General features: G+C 53.2%; 16 protein-coding genes. 8 read left to right on the top strand and 8 right to left on the bottom strand.

From position 1 onward, the window contains the following. Nucleotides 1-9: 9 nt before the first annotated feature. A complete protein-coding gene (locus tag B212_RS0122510; protein WP_028531000.1) occupies nucleotides 10-1,785 on the bottom strand; it encodes a vWA domain-containing protein in 1,776 nt (591 codons plus the stop codon). Nucleotides 1,786-1,978: 193 nt separating this feature from the next. Here B212_RS0122510 and B212_RS34690 point away from each other — a divergent pair, with 193 nt between their 5' ends. The 5 genes from B212_RS34690 to B212_RS0122535 all read left to right on the top strand — a co-directional run bounded on the left by B212_RS34690 (nucleotide 1,979) and on the right by B212_RS0122535 (nucleotide 5,700). Next, a complete protein-coding gene (locus B212_RS34690; protein ID WP_019913391.1) occupies nucleotides 1,979-2,131 on the top strand; it encodes a hypothetical protein in 153 nt (50 codons plus the stop codon). Then, a complete protein-coding gene (locus tag B212_RS0122520; protein WP_019913392.1) occupies nucleotides 2,118-3,047 on the top strand; it encodes a hypothetical protein in 930 nt (309 codons plus the stop codon). The genes B212_RS34690 and B212_RS0122520 overlap by 14 nt, the downstream gene beginning before the upstream one ends. Nucleotides 3,048-3,095: 48 nt before the next feature. Then, on the top strand, nucleotides 3,096-4,895 hold the full coding sequence (locus B212_RS0122525) for a hypothetical protein (RefSeq protein WP_019913393.1): 1,800 nt from the start codon (nucleotides 3,096-3,098) through the stop codon (nucleotides 4,893-4,895). 276 nt (nucleotides 4,896-5,171) lie between these two features. After that, a complete protein-coding gene (locus B212_RS34695) occupies nucleotides 5,172-5,351 on the top strand; it encodes a hypothetical protein (protein WP_156830187.1) in 180 nt (59 codons plus the stop codon). Further along, on the top strand, nucleotides 5,329-5,700 hold the full coding sequence (locus B212_RS0122535) for a hypothetical protein (RefSeq protein ID WP_019913395.1): 372 nt from the start codon (nucleotides 5,329-5,331) through the stop codon (nucleotides 5,698-5,700). The genes B212_RS34695 and B212_RS0122535 overlap by 23 nt, the downstream gene beginning before the upstream one ends. Nucleotides 5,701-5,781: 81 nt before the next feature. Here the strand turns inward: B212_RS0122535 and B212_RS0122540 are convergent, their stop codons facing one another. Beyond that, nucleotides 5,782-6,654, bottom strand: a complete 873-nt coding sequence (locus tag B212_RS0122540) for a carbohydrate ABC transporter permease (RefSeq protein WP_019913396.1) — start codon at nucleotides 6,652-6,654, stop codon at nucleotides 5,782-5,784. A 15-nt stretch (nucleotides 6,655-6,669) separates the two neighbouring features. Next, entirely contained in the window at nucleotides 6,670-7,620 is a 951-nt protein-coding gene (locus B212_RS0122545) for an ABC transporter permease (protein WP_019913397.1), read from the bottom strand. Between the two features lie 144 nt (nucleotides 7,621-7,764). Between B212_RS0122545 and B212_RS0122550 the strand changes: the two genes are divergently transcribed. The 3 genes from B212_RS0122550 (at nucleotide 7,765) to B212_RS0122560 (ending at nucleotide 12,981) form a co-directional block, all read left to right on the top strand. After that, on the top strand, nucleotides 7,765-9,609 hold the full coding sequence (locus B212_RS0122550; protein ID WP_051128185.1) for a sensor histidine kinase: 1,845 nt from the start codon (nucleotides 7,765-7,767) through the stop codon (nucleotides 9,607-9,609). Beyond that, on the top strand, nucleotides 9,590-11,200 hold the full coding sequence (locus B212_RS0122555; RefSeq protein WP_019913399.1) for a response regulator: 1,611 nt from the start codon (nucleotides 9,590-9,592) through the stop codon (nucleotides 11,198-11,200). Before B212_RS0122550 ends, B212_RS0122555 begins: the two co-directional genes overlap by 20 nt. 104 nt (nucleotides 11,201-11,304) lie before the next feature. Beyond that, on the top strand, nucleotides 11,305-12,981 hold the full coding sequence (locus B212_RS0122560; protein WP_019913400.1) for an ABC transporter substrate-binding protein: 1,677 nt from the start codon (nucleotides 11,305-11,307) through the stop codon (nucleotides 12,979-12,981). 86 nt (nucleotides 12,982-13,067) lie between these two features. Here the strand turns inward: B212_RS0122560 and B212_RS0122565 are convergent, their stop codons facing one another. From B212_RS0122565 to B212_RS0122585, 5 genes are all read right to left on the bottom strand, one after another. Next, a complete protein-coding gene (locus B212_RS0122565; RefSeq protein ID WP_019913401.1) occupies nucleotides 13,068-13,463 on the bottom strand; it encodes a MerR family transcriptional regulator in 396 nt (131 codons plus the stop codon). 11 nt (nucleotides 13,464-13,474) lie between these two features. Beyond that, the gene (locus tag B212_RS0122570; protein WP_019913403.1) at nucleotides 13,475-14,929 is read right to left on the bottom strand and encodes an alpha/beta hydrolase family protein; all 1,455 of its coding nucleotides are present in this window, start codon (nucleotides 14,927-14,929) and stop codon (nucleotides 13,475-13,477) included. 143 nt (nucleotides 14,930-15,072) lie between these two features. Beyond that, nucleotides 15,073-15,999, bottom strand: a complete 927-nt coding sequence (locus B212_RS0122575; protein ID WP_019913405.1) for an ADP-ribosylglycohydrolase family protein — start codon at nucleotides 15,997-15,999, stop codon at nucleotides 15,073-15,075. A 71-nt stretch (nucleotides 16,000-16,070) separates the two neighbouring features. Next, nucleotides 16,071-17,069, bottom strand: coding sequence for a Gfo/Idh/MocA family protein (locus tag B212_RS0122580; RefSeq protein ID WP_019913407.1), 999 nt, complete (start codon nucleotides 17,067-17,069; stop codon nucleotides 16,071-16,073). An 86-nt stretch (nucleotides 17,070-17,155) separates the two neighbouring features. Continuing rightward, complete coding sequence (locus tag B212_RS0122585) at nucleotides 17,156-17,506, bottom strand: DUF1648 domain-containing protein (RefSeq protein WP_019913408.1); 351 nt, start codon at nucleotides 17,504-17,506, stop codon at nucleotides 17,156-17,158. Between the last annotated feature and the right edge of the window lie 310 nt (nucleotides 17,507-17,816).

A 17,816-nucleotide genomic window follows, 5' to 3' on the forward strand; every position in this document is an offset into this window, starting at 1 on the left:
TGCTCCCCCTTATATCAAATACTCCAATAGAATCGTCTTATCAACGGTTGCCAGCGCCACGGAAATACGGTCGCCGTTCTTCAGCTCCAGGCCGCGCGAGGTATCGGCAGTACGTCCCGATTTCTCAACCGAGAGTCCTTCGCCGCTGCGCAGCAGCAGCCGGTCACCGTTGCCTGGAGTGAATACAAGCTTCTCGCTTTCCTTCAGCTCCGGCGCGAGCTGCAGCAGTTGATGAAGCGTGAACTTGCCCCGGAAAGCCGAGAGCTTCTTGTACTGCGGATAGGTTTTCTCGCCGGTGTTGCCGTCAAGCACCTCCACCACCATTTGCCCTACAAAGCCGCGGTTCGATTTCTGGCGCAGCAGCCACAGTACCACACCCGCCGCCAGCACCAGCACGATACCGCCAATAATATAGTAGAGCGTATTGGAGGCAGGCTGCTCTAGCGCAGGCTCAGTGCCGCTTGTTCCCGAAGCCGGGCTTGTGGCTACCGCTCCCGTCTTGGCATTGATCTTGAGCACGTCGCTCTCGCGGTAAAAGCTGCTCTCCTCCGCACGCACCTTCAGCTCATAATTGTGGCTCTCTTCAATCTTGAAGGAGCCCTTGAACTCCGCGCCGGAGTTATCCATCGGAAGCTCCTGCACCTTCCCCGTATCAATATCTGTAGCCAGCAGCACCGCCTTCATATCTTGATACAAATTGCTGAGCGTTACCTGAGTTCCATTGCTGAACAGATGTGAAGAGATGTCTATAGTATCGCCCTTCTTGTAGGTCTTGGACGGTAAAGCATCAAGCTTAAGCTCCAGATCATAGTTAAATACGAGATTGATATCAATCTTGTCTTTCGGCACGCCCTTCACCTGAAGCTTCCAGTTCCCCTGCGCCGGCGACAGCAGCTTGATCAGGCTGTACGTGCTGGATTTGGAGAGCAGGACATTGCTTGATGGAATGGTCACTTCCTTGCCGGAAGGATCTGTCAGCTTGGCGGTAACAGGCTTTGCGGACATGATCGAAATATTAGCCTCCAGCACACTGCTGTTGGGAACATTGACCGTAACGTCCTGATAGCTTCCGTTCGCCGTAATAGACTGTACAGGTACAACCTTTAGCTTCAAGTGTGCGGCAAAAATCTCGCTGAGGATCTGCGGCAGATCATCCGCTGAATCTGTTACAAAGGTCTTGCCGCCGGTCTTGTCTGACAGCCCGGCCAGAATCTCCTTGTTCAGCTTGCCGTCGGCGTTCAGCCCAATCGTATAGACCGGATAACCCTTCTGCTTGGCGGTGTTCACCGCAGTGTCCAGTTCCTGATCGGACTGGCTCTGGGTGCGGCCGCTTGCTTCGTTGAGGTCATTGTTGCCGTCCGCCAGCATGACAATCATCGGCTCATGGGTCTTATCACTTCCGTTCTCCAGCACCTTCACGGCCTCTTCCATGCCGACGGCAATGTCCGTATATGCCCCACGGTCAAGGCCGTCAATGAAATCCTTCAAATCCTGCTTATCGCCCGCAGAGCCGATCTGCAGCAGCGCCTTCTCCCGCTGCACCTTGTCGGTATACGCAACAATGCCGACCTTATCTCCTTGCGCGGATAGCATATCTATGAACATTTTCATCGCTTCATTCGCGATCTTATTCTTATCACTCTTATTCATGGAGTTGCTGACATCAATCAGCAGTACAGCATCAATGTGGGATGGCGCCGGTGATGCGGCGCTGGCTCTTCCGGCCGCAAACGGGGCGGCGGTGATGCAAAGCATCAGCAGCAGTGGCAGAATACGCCGCAGCATGTTCTTGGTTGTACTTGAAATACGAAGCTGTGTACGAAGCATAAATAGGGCTCCTCTTGTATTAAATTCGGCTCAGGTGACACGGCCGGCAGCATAGCTAAATTCTGTCAATAGCATGCCATTATGATATAATTAAACCTTGTAAACTTCAACTTTAGGACTACCATGCTTCCAAGAAGAAAGGAAGAGTTCCATGATTTCATACGTCATTCTAGGGATTACGTTTCTTTATGCCGTCATTCAGATTCTCATTTATGCTTCACGCATGCGCAAGCCGCTTACCCGTGATGACATCGACGAGCGGCTGCTGGCCGCACTGAATGGAGGAGACCATGCCCGTAAATAAGAAAAAGCCCGTTACCTTCCGGTCCTTCAAGGCCCCGCGTTACGTCACTGACAAGCTGCGCATCTGCCGGCGCTGCGGCCGTTATACCGCGCTCGGTGAGGAACGGTGCGGCAAATGCGGCAGCGCCTCGCTGATTCCGGTAGAGAAGCAGGCCACAGCCCTTGCCGGACGTAAAATGCACACCCGGCTCCTGTTCCTCCTTCTGCTCACCCTGGGCTCGGTCTATTTCGGCCAAAGCCTGGAGCAGATGGTGCTGTGCGGCGCCGGCGGCATCGTGCTGGCCGGACTGTTCTACTATACGCAGCGCAAAGTGCGGCAGAACGAAAATCTGTATGCGCTGAACGCGCTGCTTGGCAAGAGCATCGACAAGGTCTGGGATGGGCTGGAAATCAACCGTCAGGAGGCAGTTTCCGTGCTCCGTGAAAATGATGTGCTGGCTTACGAGAAGCTGCGCGAAATCTCTATCCTGCTGCGCGGGGACCGGATCGCCCGCCAGCGCGTCGCCCTCTTGCACGGCTTCCAGCTCCGCAAGGATATGTACCTGGAGCTTGAGCAGTTGCTGCTCAAGGATTTCGAACCGCTGCTCGCTGAATATATAGGCGAGATTGCCAAGGTGCGGCCCGACCTTATTAAGGACCGCACGCTGCGCTATGTCAAAGCCTACGAGGTACAGATTCTCGAGATGAATAATGGTGTCGCCATATTGACCGGCGTCGCCGGAGCGGCTGTACGTCTGAAGCGTTACGCGCTGCTCTACTCCGGCATGCTCGGAAGGTACCTGGAGGACCTGCCCAGGGACCGTTTTCTGCGCTTATCCAAAATGATCGCCGCCAGTCCCTACGAGGCCTGGAACGGACTTGATCTTAGGGTGGCGGAGGTCCGGGAAGCCAAATACCGCTGGGACCCGGATTTTTAATTATTGTATGAAAAGCAGCCTTATATTGAACGAAGGGACTTCTATAATATGACGTTCAAACAAGCCATATCCCTGCGCAATATTATGATCATTCTGTGTACGTTGATGCTGGTGCTTCTGGGACAGAAGGTTCTGCGGCTTGACAGCAAGATAACGGCTGTCCGGGAGGCTGAGCGGCTGTACGCCGCTGGAGACCTGATTGCCGCCGAGCAACAGTTCCGCCTGGCAGGCAAGAATTCTTCCATTATGTACAAGGAAGAGCTGATTGCCTCAAGGCTGCAGGAGCTGGCTCCGATCACAACGATCCGCAGCGGACTGAATACCTTGGCATTGATGATAGAGGATCAGTTGACTACCGCAAATTTCACCGGATTTATGGAGAGCTACGCCTCCCTGTTCAGCCTGAAAAGCCAATATATGATATCAGGCGGACCCTATGAGTCTTATTATCGCCGCCTATCGGCTGATTCAGGCATTTCAGATAAGCTGACCGCAGGATTCCAGCAGTTCAAGGCACAGTTTCTTGCCGGGCTTGCGGCGGGCCAGAGCAGCGTAACCAGCGGCAACAGCACCGGTGCCGATAGTGACAGCTTCAAGTGGAGCCTGCTGCAGATTCCAGATACATATTATGGAAGTGCCAAGAATAAGGAAGAACTTCTCGCCGCAAAGTTCAAGGCCCACGATACCGCCAGGCTGAAAGCTCTGGCGGCAGCCGGCAGCTTCAGTCTTCTGCTGGACAACGCCTTGTCTCTGACGGAAGCGTACAGCAGCCACAGCTACAATGCGCCTTGGGTGGGACAGCAGACAGAGGACAGCGCGAAGACAATTCTCCGCAAGGATGTCGATGGTGAACGTATTGCCGCCTTCTCCGGGCATGCCGCGGCTTACCGCAAATACGCCGCGTCGGCTGGCCTGGCCTCCTCCAAGGTGCTGACCCTGATTGACAGCAGCACCGCAAAGCTGCTCCGAAGCGCTGCGCGAATGGTCCGGGGCGGACAATACGCGGAAGCGATCCGGCTCTACGGCGACCTGTCCCCGCTTCAGTATACAGCGGCGGAGATAGCCGCGGCACAGGTCGCCTGGAACGCCGCCGAGCCGGTTCGTCTGTTACCCGGCGGTGAGGAGCCGGGCAAATACGCGCATGTGGTCACTGTCACTGGGCGTTACGGCGTGAAGCTTGCTGTTGCCGGAACTGACAGCAGCGGACGCCTGTATTATGCGGATATGAAGGGTGATGGTACGGTCTCCACACGGACCGGAGATATGATTTCAGGCTATGAAGCTCTTAGCAGCCTTGCTTTTGATGACTCGTTGTCCGCCTATGCCAAGGTTCCGGTTGTAGTGGCCCGGGGCAGCCGCGAAGATGGACGGACCGCTTTTAACGCCTATACGATCAAGCCTGAAGGCATTTCCCTGCTCTTCTCCTTTGCCGGCAGCGGCTACGAGCTGAAGCCGGATGACGGCTCTATCCGCGTAATGAATGCCGATACCGGAGATGGCGTGAGCGGACAGACAGCCGTGTACCGCCAGACAAATGGCAGCTACCAGTTCTCCGAAATCTATCAGGAGTATCCGGTGATTGAAGCCGCTGATCTGGAGCTTCACCCCTTTGAGAAAGTATCCTTACATCTCGATATTTATATCGACTCTGCCGGCAGAACCGTAGCCGGTTCAGGCGGGCGGTATATTGTGCTTCAAGGCAACGTCGGCCAGATTACTGGCCCGGTGCTGGCCAGCGGCCAGTTCCAGAATAGTTACGACTACGCGGAGACTGATGCCGGAGAGCAGTATGTACCTGTATTTGTTGTAGAGACATTGGGGAGTCAGAGTCTGAGTTTAACCCCTTAACACCAAGCAGCAATAGGATAAGGCAGCGGAGTGATGCACCCGCTGCCTTTTTTTGTCTGCTGTAGTGATTTCATTATTTTTTCATTTTTACGGGCTGGCTATAATGAGCCATATAAGCGCTGCAGAGGAAGCAACTATGCGGATTCTATCCTGAAATAACGACCCTGGGTTATGTGGAAACGTACGCGGTTAGCGGCCTACGGCTGAGTCCGGCCACGCAGGAGCCAGAACGTGGCATTAACCGCCTGAGCAGTCTCCCTGCTAGTTGTAAGGAGATTGTTGATCTGCCGGAAAGGTAAACGGGCTTTCGTAAAAGCTCCACTGGTGCTGTATTTGGCCGTTGCCCTTGCCTCCTGCGGACTTGTGCTCGGAACCGGATATTACAGCGGCAAAATGATATACACAGACGGCGTAGGCGTATCAGCCAACGGCGTTGCTGCAAGTCCTCCTAAGTAACAAAAAACAAACTGCCCAGCACGGACCCTACAACGGCATTTCTGCCGTTATTCCCGAGCCCACTGCCCGGCGCGGAACCAACAACGGCATTTCTGCCGTTGTTGCCGAGCTAACTGCCCGGCGCGGACCCTACAGCGGCATTTCTGCCGTTGTTCCCGAGCCAACTGCCCGGCGCGGACCCTACAACGGCATTTCTGCCGTTATTCCCGAGCCAACTGCCCGGCGCGGACCCTACAACGGCATTTCTGCCGTTGTTCCCGAGCCCACTGCCCGGCGCAGAACCAACAACGGCATTTCTGCCGTTGTTGCCGGCCCAACTCCCCGCCTTCGGCCGATGCCGGCCGTATAATAAAGAGCCGATGCCCTCCTTTACAGGGGAACATCGGCTCTTTTATGTGTGCCTTCAGCGGCAGACACCGCTGCAGACCGGCTATTCTTTTACCGCTCCGACAACAATCCCGGTTACAAAATACCGCTGCAAGAACGGATAGACCAGCAAAATCGGCAAAGCGCTTATAAAAATCTGCGACGCCCGGATGGTGCGCTGCGACAGATTCGCCACGGCAGCCGGATCGAGCTTCGACATATCTGCCTGCACGATGATCGTCTGCATAAAGGTCGCCAGCGGGAGCCTTGAAGCATCCTTGATATAGATAATCCCGTCGAAATACGAATTCCAATGCCCTACCATAATGAACAAGGACACCGTGGCCAGCACCGGTAAGGACACCGGCAAATACACGCTGTAGAAGGTGCGGAACTGCCCCGCCCCGTCAATAAAGGCCGCTTCTTCGAGGTCTTTGGGCACTGTACGGAAGAAATTGAGCAGCAGGATGATATTGAAGACAGCCACCAGTCCCGGAAGGATCAGCGCCATCAGGGAATCCATCAGCCCAAGCTTCAGAATCAGAAGGTAGCCGGGAATCAGACCGCCGCTGAACAGCATGGTGACAACGAAATACCAGAGATAAATATTGCGTGCCCGAAATACATGGGTTTCCTTCGAGAGCGCATAGGCAGCAATGGTATTTACCACCAAGGCCATTGCCGTTCCCAGCACAGTCCGTTCTACGGACACCCACAAGGCGGAGAGAAAGTTAGCGTTGTCAAACGTCTTGGCATAAGCTTCAAAGGTGAACCCGATAGGCCAAAAGGTCACCAGCCCGGCATTGGCCGGAGCGGATGCACTGAGCGACACCATCAACAGATGATACAGCGGAAGCAGACAGAGCACGGAAATCACCGTAAGGAAGACATTATTGATAACGCTGAATATGCGGTAGGACACTGTTTTGTGATACATAAGCGGTCATCCCTTCTAAAAGATTCTATAGCCGGCAAACCGGTAAGCCAGCCGGTAGGAGATCACGATCAAGATTAGGCTTATCGCCGATTTGAACAGATTTACCGCAGTGGCAAAGCTGAACTGCCCGCTGAGAAGCCCCTCTCTGTATACGAATGTGTCAATAATATCGCCCTGCTGATAGATCAAAGGACTGTACAGGTTGAACACCTGGTCAAAGTTCGCGTTCAGCACGTTGCCCAGCGCCAGCGTTGCAACCACGATTGCAATCGGGATCAGGGCGGGAATGGTAATGTAGAGCGTCTGCTTCCAGCGCCCCGCCCCATCCACCTCGGCTGCCTCATACAGCGCGGGATTAATGCCGGAAAGCGCCGCCAGGAAGATGATCATGTTGAAGCCGAATTCCTTCCAGACATCGCTCGCAATAATCGTGAACCGAAACCAGTTGCCGTCGCCCAGGAAGAAAATCGGCTTAATGCCGAACACGCTGGAGATGAACTGGTTGATGAGTCCTGTCTGGGCAAGCATATCAATCAGGATTCCCGAAAGGGTAACCCAGGATAAGAAGTGCGGCAGGTAGACAAGCGTCTGAATCGTTCTTTTGAGCGCCATTTTTCTGACCTCATTCAGCAGTAAAGCGAAGAAGAACGGGATAATCAGGTTCATCACCATTTTGGAGCAGGCGAAGAACAGCGTATTCCACGTAATTTGCAGGAAATAATCATTTTGCCACATATATTCGAAATGCTTGAGCCCCACCCAAGGAGAATCTACGAATCCGAGCGCCGGCTTATAATCCTGAAAGGCCATAAGAATTCCGCCCATAGGAATATAAGAAAATATAAACACCATAACTGCCGCCGGCAGCACCATAAAGTGAAGCATCCACGGCTGCTTATACCCTTTTTTCCCCGATGTACGCGGCTTCTTCCCAGGATTCACCTGCTGTATAGTGTTAGCTTCCATCGCTTCTCCCGCTTTCAAAAAAAAATTTTGTGTGTTGTATCAATCTCTGTTATAAATAGTAGCAAGCATTTTTGAGGTTTTATATATTACTTTGTTAGGCTCGCATAGGGATTTATTAGGGGCATCGTCTGGGGGGGGATAAGGATGGGTCTAAGAAAAGCTTACACGTTCGTCATAGAAAGGGCCTGGACCAGGTGGAGCAGGTTTAGTCTGTTTGCCAAAATGAACAGTCTCATTATCGTGCTGTTCGTGCCGATCATCATCGTGTATACGTATTCAAATGACGTTACCTTTGATGTCGTAAGTAAAGAGCTGCAGGAATCCAATACGAAACAGCTTACTTTTTTGTCCAGTCAGATTGATTCGCGGATCAACCAGATGATGGATTTCAGCCTGGTATTCTCGAAAGATCCGAATGTCCGTAAATTCAACGGCCTCAATATGTGGGAAGACCGCTATGACCATATGCAGACCCGTTATGTCATTCAAGAGAAAATGATGCTCCAGTCCGGGGTGACGGATATCTGGCCGGCCAGATACGCCGTATATTCCCAGCAGAACAAGGATGTCATCTCCAATTACGACAAGCCGACAGGGTACGATGAAAACTATTTGAAAAAAAATATGAGCGGCAAATGGACGTACAGCGACGGCGGGAACGGGGCTTCGGGACAATCCAAGGCTTTTTACTGGTTCTATACCGATTCTATTGCCCCGCAGGGAACGTTTACGGGAAGCGATCTGGTGGTTGAAGCCAGCTTCAGCTATCAGAATATCCAGAACATGCTGGACACGTACAAGGCAGGGGGACAGGGCGACCCGTTCTTTTATCACAAAGGCGATGCCCCAATTCTGAACCGCAGTGCCGACCAGCAGCTAACCGGTGAATTGATCACTTATCTGGATGAGCATTCACCGGACAGCAGCACACAGCATGTGGTCATTCTGGAGGGGAAAAAGTATCTGGTCAGCTCGGTGAAATCCTCCAATCTGGATTGGTATCTGGTTGATATTGTTCCACTTGAACGTATTCTCGGGCCAATCTCGGTCAGCCGGGATTTATTCTATGTATCCATGCTGCTGCTGTTTGTCGTTGGAATTTCCGCATCCATTCTGCTATACCGGAACGTTCAGCGGCCAATCATGAAGCTGATCAAAGGACTCCGGCGTGTACAGCGGGGGGACTATACCGTGCGCCTCCACACCCAGGATCAGAACGAGTTCTCGTTTCTCTTCCACCGGTTCAATGATATGTCCCATCAGATTCAGGACCTGATCGAGAATGTCTTCAACGAAAAAATCCGCGCCCGGGAAGCTACATTGAAGCAGCTTCAGGCGCAGATCAATCCGCATTTCCTCTACAATTGCCTTGGTTATATTATCAATATGGCTCAAATGAAGGATGAGGAAGCCGTTGTGTCAATGGCCTACAATTTAAGCGCTTACTATCGCTACACAACCCGGATGGAACGGGATACAGCCACCTTGGACGATGAAGTCAAGCTGCTCGTCAACTATCTGGATATTCAGAAGCTGCGCAACGGACGAATTGAATATCACATTGATATCCCGAAGGAGATGCTGAAGCATTCCATACCTCGCCTCCTGCTGCAGCCCATTGTGGAGAACTCTGTGATTCATGGGGTTGGAAAGTCTTATAGCTCAGGTGAAATCAGGATCAGCGGCGAGATTTCCGGCGGCTGCTGCCGGGTGTATGTTGATGACGACGGTCCGGGCCTCAGCCCGGAGCAGCAGGAAGCGCTGAACCGCAAGATGCGGGAGCCGCTGCGGGAAGAAATGGGCTGCGGCCTGTGGAATACGAATCAGCGGATTATGCACCAATTCGGCAATAACTCCTCTCTGCATTTCAAGGAATCGCCGCTGGGAGGATTTCGGACAGAGATTATCTGGGAAATTCCGGCCGATGAAGATGATCAGCCCCATACCAACTTACAAGGAGACCTGCAGCATGCAATTGATCATAGTTGACGATGAAGCGCACTGGGTGGATAACCTGTCCATGACCAAACCCTGGCACACGCTGGGAATCGAACAAGTACACAAGGCCTATTCCGCCTCCGAGGCACTTCAGATCATCGAAACGAACCCGATAGATATTGTGATCTCTGATATTCAGATGCCGGAAATGACGGGACTGGAGCTGATCGAACGGATACGAAGACGGGATAAGAAAATTAAATGCATTATTTTATCCGGGCATTCGGACTTTGAGTTCGCCAAAAGCGCCATCCAGCACAGCGCTGTAGACTATCTGCTTAAGCCGCCGACAGACAAGGAATTGCTGGATGCCGTCCAGACCGCCATTGCACAAATTAATGCGGAGTGGGAGCTGATCAGCTCCCTGGAGCGGACCCAATATACCCTGCGGGAGAACCTGCCGCTGCTGCGCGGCCAACTGCTTCTGGATGCCTTGCAGGGTCACCGGATGCCCGCAGATGAGTGGGAACGCAAGCTTGGAAATTACGGTCTGCCGTTCAGCAGTGGAGACTGCGCCCTGATGCTGGTCAGGCTGGAGGAGGAATTCGGGCAATATAAGAACAACGGCCAGCCGCTCATTGAGTATGCGGTCATCAATATGGCCGAAGAAATCTTTGGTGAATGTATGGAGGTCTGGGGCGTCAAGGAAGAGCATGGCTACCTGGTATTTCTGCTACAGCTTAAGGCGCAAGCCGCCGACCTGGGGAGAGAAAAGCTTCTGGAGCAGCTCTCAGTGCAGCTTCAGTACAAGGTGCGGCAATTTCTGAAGGGCTCCCTGTCCATCGTCATTACAGAGTGGTTCAAGTTCCCCGGGCAACTGCATGACCGGTTCCGCCAGGCTGCGGCCTATTTCCGCCAGATTGTCGGGGATGAGCGGGAATTCGTCATGCGGGTCAGCGACTCTCATGAGCAGACAGAGCAAGGGCCGCTGGACGCGCTGTACACCCCGCCTTCCCTGATTAATCTGCTGGAGTCCGGGCATTGGGAAGCCGCCGAAGCCAAGCTGACCGCCGTCTGTGCGGAGCTGGATGAGAAATGGCCCGAATCCTGGGAGCACTGTATGGAGGCCGGATTCCTGATCTCCGCCGCTTTTTCCAATCTGGCTCACCGCAATGGGCATACGCTGGCGAAGTTGCTGGGTACGGACATTGAAGCGCTGCAGAGCGGGGAAGCCTTCTCCTCCATCAACAAGCTCAGAATGTGGTCGCTTAGTGTCCTTAGCAAGCTGAAGGAAGGAACCTCAAGTGAAATCAAAGACATCCGTTCCCTTTACGTGAAGAAAATACAAGAATTTATGGATAAAAATCTGCATCTCGATGTTTCCCTGCGGGTGCTGGCGGACCACGTCAATCTGCATCCTACGCATTTATCCAAAATTTATAAGATCGAGACGGGTGAAGGCATCAGCGACTACATCTCGCGACTACGCATGGAACGCGCCTGCCATATGCTGAAGAATACCGCCAAAAAGGTGTATGAAATCAGCACGGAGATCGGATATATGGACCCCGCCTATTTTATCAAAGTATTCAAACGCCAATTCGGGGTCACGCCGCAGGAATATAGAGACGGGAAGAAATAACATGATAGAGTCCTATCGAAACTAAGAAACTCATATAGATGCCCTCCCTGAAAAGTTGGTACAGTACACATGTAAGGATCATACACAGTAGGGGGACATGATGAATGATTAAGTTCAACAAGCTAGGCTCGCTTCTCGTAGTCACGGCTCTCGTCACACTCACAGCCTGCGGAACATCCGCTGACAACGCAGCAAAAGGCAATGCCGCTTCCAATAGCGCCACTACTTCTGAAGCCGATGCCGCCTTCGCCAAAGGCAAATACGATCCGCCGATTGAGATCAGCGCCGTATTGATGCCGAAGAAGTATGTGCAGGGCGACACGAAGGAAAATAACGTACATGACCGTTGGATGCTTGAGACCCTGGGAATCAAACATAAAGATACCTGGTACCCTGCCAATGACGACCAATATAGACAAAAGCTTCAGCTTGCGATTTCCTCCGGCGAGAAGCTGCCTGATTTCGTATCAGTGCCTACCAATCCGGTATTAACGAATCAATTGATTGATTCCGGCCAATTCATTGCAATTGACGAGCTGTTTGACAAATACGCCAACAAGACTCTGAAGGACCATGCCGCAGCACACCCTGAGCTCTGGTATCCGTTCATGAGAGACGGCAAGAAATACAATGTGCCGATCATGGAATACACCGACAATGACGATACCCTGCTCTGGCTCCGCGAGGATTGGATGGAGAAGCTGAATCTTCAGGCTCCCAAGACCATTGCCGATTTAGAGAACATTATGGACAAATTCAAGAACCAGAACCCTGATGGTCTGGCTCCCAAAGATGTGTATCCGCTGGCCATTTCGCTCAAAAATAACACAAACACCTGGATGGGCTCGCTCGACTGGCTGTTTGGAGCTTACGGCACCATCGAGGAGCAATGGAACAAGGATGCGAACGGCAATCTGGAGTATGGCTCCATTAACCCGGGCGCAAAGCAGGCTCTTGCGAAGCTGAAGGAATGGATGGATAAAGGTTATATTCATGCCGACTCCGCTCTGTGGGATGAAGGCAAATCCGCCGAGAGCTGGACAAAAGGCACCGCAGGCATTCTGCCGGGAGCCAACTGGGTTCCCGACTGGCCTGCTCCCGACCTGCTCAAGAATGTTAAAGGCTCCAAATACAAAGCTTATCCAATTCCGGCAGGACCGGATGGCAAGATCGGCACCAAATGGCAGAATTCCGGCGTCAACGCCAGTATCATGATCAATAAAGATGCCAAGCACCCGGAAGCCATCTTCCTGTACTACAACTATTTGCTTGATAACGTCGCTAATCCGGCCGCAGGCAGCAAGTATGAATATGGCTTCGCCAAAGGCTACGACTGGGATATCATTGACGGTCAGCCTACCAGCGACAAAGAAAAGATTAAAGACTTCTCCAATGAATTCCCGTTCCTGACCGGTCCGGCCCGTATTCCTGATCTGTACATGAAGACTCTCGTTAAGCTTGCAGACGGCCAGAAACCGGAAACGCCTTATGAGAAGCAAATGGCTGAGTTCCGCAAGCCGGAGAACTGGGCTGCCGCCAAAATCGTAATGTCACAGCAGGACATCCGCAAGCAGAACTATTTCACCGGTGCGGCAACACCGACTATGGTCTCCAAGTGGAACCTGCTGCGCCAGTCCGAGATGGAAACCTTCAACAAAATCATCTACGGCAAATTACCGGCCGATGCGTTCGACGAATTCGTCACCAACTGGAAAGCCAACGGCGGTGACCAGATCACGAAGGAAGTTAACGATTGGTACAAATCCGTCTCTGCAAAATAATTGGATGCTGAGGGGATAAGCAATAAATCACCATAAAAAACAGGAGGTCCAGGCAGCAATGAGTGCTGCCTGGACCTCTTTTTCAGTCAGTTTGGCTCCAGCGGGCGAAACGATTCCAGATAATCGTGAACCTCTTCATCAGGTGTCTGAAGCAGACCGGCAAGCAAATTCTGGATGGAACGCAGTATCTTTACCCGCTCGTCGATTTCCGTGATTTTGCCCCGAACCAGCTCTCTTAGCGTCTCCGGCTCCATGTCCTGGCCCAGCATCTGCAGCACTTCCTGAATTTCCTTAAGCGAGTACCCCAGGGATTGGGCGTCTTTGATGAACTTGATCTTCACCAGGTAATCCGCCGTGTAGCTCCGGTAACCATTAGCAATCCGTGCGGGAACAGGCAGAATGCCGCTGTCCTCGTAATAGCGGATGGCCGCCGTGCTCAGCCCTGTCCGCTTCGCCAATTCTCCGCGCGTCATCCCTTCCATGGGCGTTCCTCCTACATCCGCTTTTTCGTATATTTCTGGTCAAACTTCACTTCAGGGAAGTCAGGCGACGGGCCATCCAGCAGGTTCTGCGGCTCACCCTTCAAGTATTGATCGAAAAAGGCTCTTACATAGGAGCGGGTGATGTCAATATTATGCACCGGGTCAATGTCTTTGGCAAAAAGAGACGGCGACAGCAGCGCGATCTCCGTAAAGCTCTGATGGATGAAATGCTCGACGGTCAGATAGTAGGTGTCACCCGTGCTATTGGTCATGGCCGATTCCAGATCGGGAGCGAATTCCTCATAGAATACCTTGTCCTTCTTCGTTGCCGCAGGGTCAAGGCTTTGCGCCGTACCGCCGGTCATCATATACATAAAAGGCTGCTCCAGCCCGGTATGGGCAACCTTGCCCCAGAATCCGCCCTCCAGACTCACTCCCGCCTTGAACCGCTTGTCCTGGGCCAGCGCTTCTGCCGTAGTTGCCCCGCCATAGGAATGCCCGAAGATTCCAACACGGTCCAGGTCCAGCTTGCCTTGCAGCAGCCCGTTCGGGTCCTGCGTGTTCCACGCTGTGAGCGTATCCAGCACGAAGCTGGCATCGGCAGCACGGATGGCGACTCCTTTTACATTATTGGCATACAGCTCTGCCGAAGTATCAAACTTAGGTTCAGGCTCATAGAAAATAGAGCTTCCATCCGGGAAAGTAACCTTGGCCGAAGTATACGGATGATCCATTCCCACTACAATATAGCCGTGGCTGACCAGCTCTTCGATGGCTGTCATGCTCTGAAAACGCGTGGAACGCACACCCGGCGAGAACAGCAGCACCGGATAGCCGGATTCCGCTGCGGACAGCTCGGCTCCAGCAACAACATGCGTAGGAATTTCAGTAACATGGCTGAAAAGCTGCTTCGGCAAACCGAACACCAGACTGATCGCTTCCCCAAGCTCCGAAGGATAATGCTCCTTCGCTCTGCCTTCAGCCGTCTTTGGGTCAACGGGATACCAGACATTCACCATCAGCTCCCGCTTGTCCCCCGGGTCAGCGCTCAGCGTCTCCTCGCGGGATTCATCCGTAAGCTGGCGGGAGAACGTGCCGATTGCGTAGCTGCCGGTAGGCTCAGGCATCGTGAATACGGGGAGCAGTTGACTCAGGTATACAGCCATGCCCGAGAGGGCCAATACCAGGGTGAGCTGCAGGCTCTTTTTAACCCGTGACCAGGACCCGGTTCTGCTCTTCACCTCAGGCTTAACCCATCTAAGGATTAACACAATAATCAGCCCCAGCGCCGCCGCGTACGCCGGAACCATCTGGATGCGGTAATGCTCTATAACTCCATGCAGCAGAGCTGCCAGCACCACAGACACCAGCAAGCCGGCATCCAGCTTCCGGTTTCTTTTTACGAACAGGATGCCCGCCGTTGCTCCCACAATAACCAAAATGACAATGATCTCAAATACTCTCATGATACAGTCCCTCCACGTTATGAATTGAAGCTGCTTAGATCATAAACGTTGAAGTATACTGCAAGGTCAAGCTGATCTTTGGCCCTGTAGCGGATTCCTCCCCATTCATATAGAAGAAATCCGCTTAGACCTGCAAGAATCTCTTACCTCCCGGCCCGCTCCGAAAACAGCCGTCCCGCATAATCGCTAATCAGCCCTTGCATGGCGAGCTTTGCGGACCATTCGGCAGGAATGCCGTCCAGTCCGTAGTATGCACCGGCAATCTGCCCGTAAACTGCGCCTGTGGTGTCAGCATCATTGCCCAAATTGACGGCGAGCAGTGCGCCTTCAGCAAAGCTGGAGGATCTGTGAAAGGCCCAAAGCGCGGCTTCCAGGGATTGCACCACATAACCCGAGCCTTGAATGTCCGGCGGTTCTTTATGCTTGTAGGACCCGCGCTTAATGTCCTGGATGCTGCGCGTCAGCTTCTCCTCGTGCAGCCAGCCCCCGAAGGCTTCGGGAGCAAGCATCTTCTGCTTGCTCCAGCCGTGCAGCCCGGCGAGGATATACGCCGCCATCAGGCGGCAGGCATCTACGCATTCGGTAGCCGCATGTGTCGTGCGCGAGCTTCGCGCCGCATACTCTATGGCGTTTGCCGGGTCCTCCGCGTAATACATGGCCACGGGTGCCAGACGCATGATCGAGCCGTTACCGGCGGCAAGCGGGTCTGCCGAGCCGCTGTAGCCTTCGCCGCTGGCCTCGAAATGCAGCAATGCGGAGCGCGTGGCATTCCCGATGTCGAAGCACTCGCCCGTGCTGCCCAGGTAGCCCTCGCGGAACCATTTGACATACCGCCGCATCTGATCGGCGGGGTCAAAGCCCCGGACCGCAAGCAGGCTGTCCGCAAGGCACAACGCCATTGAGGTATCGTCTGTCCACTGCCCCGGCTGGAGCTCGAACACACCGCCACCGGTGATGTCCACAAGCGGTGCAAACGTGCCGGGCGCCTTGAATTCGGCGGTGGTCCCTAAGGCATCGCCCGCCGCCAGCCCTTGCAGGCAGCCTTGATACCGGTCGCTGCTCAGTGTCATTTTTTCGCACCTCCTGTATGGGTAATCTGAACATTTATGAGCGCCTTGGCATCTAAGAATCTATTCAGCGTTTATTCGCCGGGATAAGCAAGCCCCCACTGGGCGCGGACCTGATCGAGCAGCTTCAGGATTGCCAGGGATTCATCCAGCGTCAGCACCGGACTCTCCGTAAGTCCCGCCTGCAGGCAGCGGCCTACTTCCTCCGCTTCGAAGGCGTAGCCGATAGATGTCCGGTCATCCTCAAAGGTCTCAGCCAGCTCGCCATCGACATATAATTCGGCCGATTTCGGATTCACGAAGGAGCCCTTCACAATGATGTGGCCTTGCGTTCCGAACACTTTGGCCTCCTGGAGCATATTGAGGCGGACTCCGCCGCTCAAAGCCGCTGTTTTGCCCCCGCCATAGGACAGCAGCAGCGAGAAATGCTCATCTACACCCGTTTCACCCATATGCACGGTGCTGGCGATACTCTCAGGATGCGGCCCGAAGATCATGGAGGCAAAAGAAATCGGATAAATGCCGACATCCAGCAGCGCCCCGCCGCCCAGCGCCGGATTCAGCAGACGGCTCTGCGGATTCCATTCTGCGCGGAAGCCGAGATCGGCCTGGACCAGCCGGACCTCTCCGATCCGCTCTGCGGCAATCCATTCTCTGACCTTGGCATTGGCCGGAATATAGCGGCTCCACATCGCTTCCATCAGGAACAGCTTATGCTCACGGGCATAAGACACAACCTCTTCCAGCTCGCCGCTGTTCACGGTAAAAGGCTTCTCGCAGAGAACAGCCTTCCCGGCACGCAGCGCGAGCAGCGCATTGTCTTTATGGAACGGATGCGGCGTCCCGATATAGATTGCATCCACCTCCGGGTCATTTACCAAATCCTCATAGGTGGCATAGGCCACGGGAATGCCGTGATTGCTGGCGAATTCATCGGCGCTTTCCTGATTGCGCGAGCCGACAGCATAAGCAATCCCATTGCTGGCATGAGCCAGATCTGTCGCGAACTGGTGCGCGATCCAGCCGGTGCTGAGAATTCCCCACTTCACTTTGTAAGCGTTATCTTTTATCATAAAAAGTTAATCCTCCTTGTGTTTGGACCTGATCCCCTTGATTCTACCAAACTATAATTAGCGTATACAAGCGTCACCGCAGGCTGTCACACCATAGCGAGCAACGCGTATACGCTGATTGCGGAAAACCCCACCGTCACAAGCAGCGTTGCCGCATTCCAGATCCGGCTGATGAGTGCAAGATCCTGGATGTAGCTTTTCAGGAACAATTTGCGCAGCAATAGGTGAAGCAGCCGGATAAAAATAAAGCCGAACCAGCCAAACAGGCATATCAGTAGCAACTCCGTACTCCATTTATTCACAAACCGGTCGGCCGTCGCCCCATCATAATGAATCGGCACAAAATCCGGCATCTTAGGGTAGAGATAGATGTACAGCAATATAGGGATCATCGCAGCAATACTGCTTATGATCATTGTCTGCTTGCTTTTGAACATGAAGTATCATCCTCCTATACTTAGGCCAACCGAAGGGACGGCTATATAAAATTGAACTATAGATTTTCATATTGGGGTCTGGTCGTAACTGCGGGGAATGTTTGGACTTCCGGCCGTTGCCCGTCTGCAGATTTCTTGATTATGACCGCTACTACAGTTCCAAACTTCCCCTCCGTCACTTCTGCCCTTTTTATTTTTTCTTTAGTTCAATTTATATAACTCACGCAATTTCATTCCCAGCTCATGTATGTATTCTTCATTCTCCGGAATTCCGTCACGCACAAGCTTAGGTACTCAGGCAACTTAAGCA

This window comes from Paenibacillus sp. HW567, assembly GCF_000374185.1.
In the GTDB taxonomy this organism is placed as follows: Bacteria; Bacillota; Bacilli; order Paenibacillales; family Paenibacillaceae; genus Paenibacillus_AQ.

What these genes read in the sequence shown, in the direction of transcription:
- B212_RS0122585 (WP_019913408.1), bottom strand. Translation starts at nt 17,506, where the DNA reads ATGTTCAAAAGCAAGCAGACAATGATCATAAGCAGTATTGCTGCGATG.
- B212_RS0122550 (WP_051128185.1), top strand. Translation starts at nt 7,765, where the DNA reads ATGGGTCTAAGAAAAGCTTACACGTTCGTCATAGAAAGGGCCTGGACC.
- B212_RS0122510 (WP_028531000.1), bottom strand. Translation starts at nt 1,785, where the DNA reads ATGCTGCGGCGTATTCTGCCACTGCTGCTGATGCTTTGCATCACCGCC.
- B212_RS34690 (WP_019913391.1), top strand. Translation starts at nt 1,979, where the DNA reads ATGATTTCATACGTCATTCTAGGGATTACGTTTCTTTATGCCGTCATT.
- B212_RS0122580 (WP_019913407.1), bottom strand. Translation starts at nt 17,069, where the DNA reads ATGATAAAAGATAACGCTTACAAAGTGAAGTGGGGAATTCTCAGCACC.
- B212_RS0122520 (WP_019913392.1), top strand. Translation starts at nt 2,118, where the DNA reads ATGCCCGTAAATAAGAAAAAGCCCGTTACCTTCCGGTCCTTCAAGGCC.
- B212_RS0122525 (WP_019913393.1), top strand. Translation starts at nt 3,096, where the DNA reads ATGACGTTCAAACAAGCCATATCCCTGCGCAATATTATGATCATTCTG.
- B212_RS0122570 (WP_019913403.1), bottom strand. Translation starts at nt 14,929, where the DNA reads ATGAGAGTATTTGAGATCATTGTCATTTTGGTTATTGTGGGAGCAACG.
- B212_RS0122540 (WP_019913396.1), bottom strand. Translation starts at nt 6,654, where the DNA reads ATGTATCACAAAACAGTGTCCTACCGCATATTCAGCGTTATCAATAAT.
- B212_RS0122555 (WP_019913399.1), top strand. Translation starts at nt 9,590, where the DNA reads ATGCAATTGATCATAGTTGACGATGAAGCGCACTGGGTGGATAACCTG.
- B212_RS0122560 (WP_019913400.1), top strand. Translation starts at nt 11,305, where the DNA reads ATGATTAAGTTCAACAAGCTAGGCTCGCTTCTCGTAGTCACGGCTCTC.
- B212_RS0122565 (WP_019913401.1), bottom strand. Translation starts at nt 13,463, where the DNA reads ATGGAAGGGATGACGCGCGGAGAATTGGCGAAGCGGACAGGGCTGAGC.
- B212_RS0122545 (WP_019913397.1), bottom strand. Translation starts at nt 7,620, where the DNA reads ATGGAAGCTAACACTATACAGCAGGTGAATCCTGGGAAGAAGCCGCGT.
- B212_RS0122575 (WP_019913405.1), bottom strand. Translation starts at nt 15,999, where the DNA reads ATGACACTGAGCAGCGACCGGTATCAAGGCTGCCTGCAAGGGCTGGCG.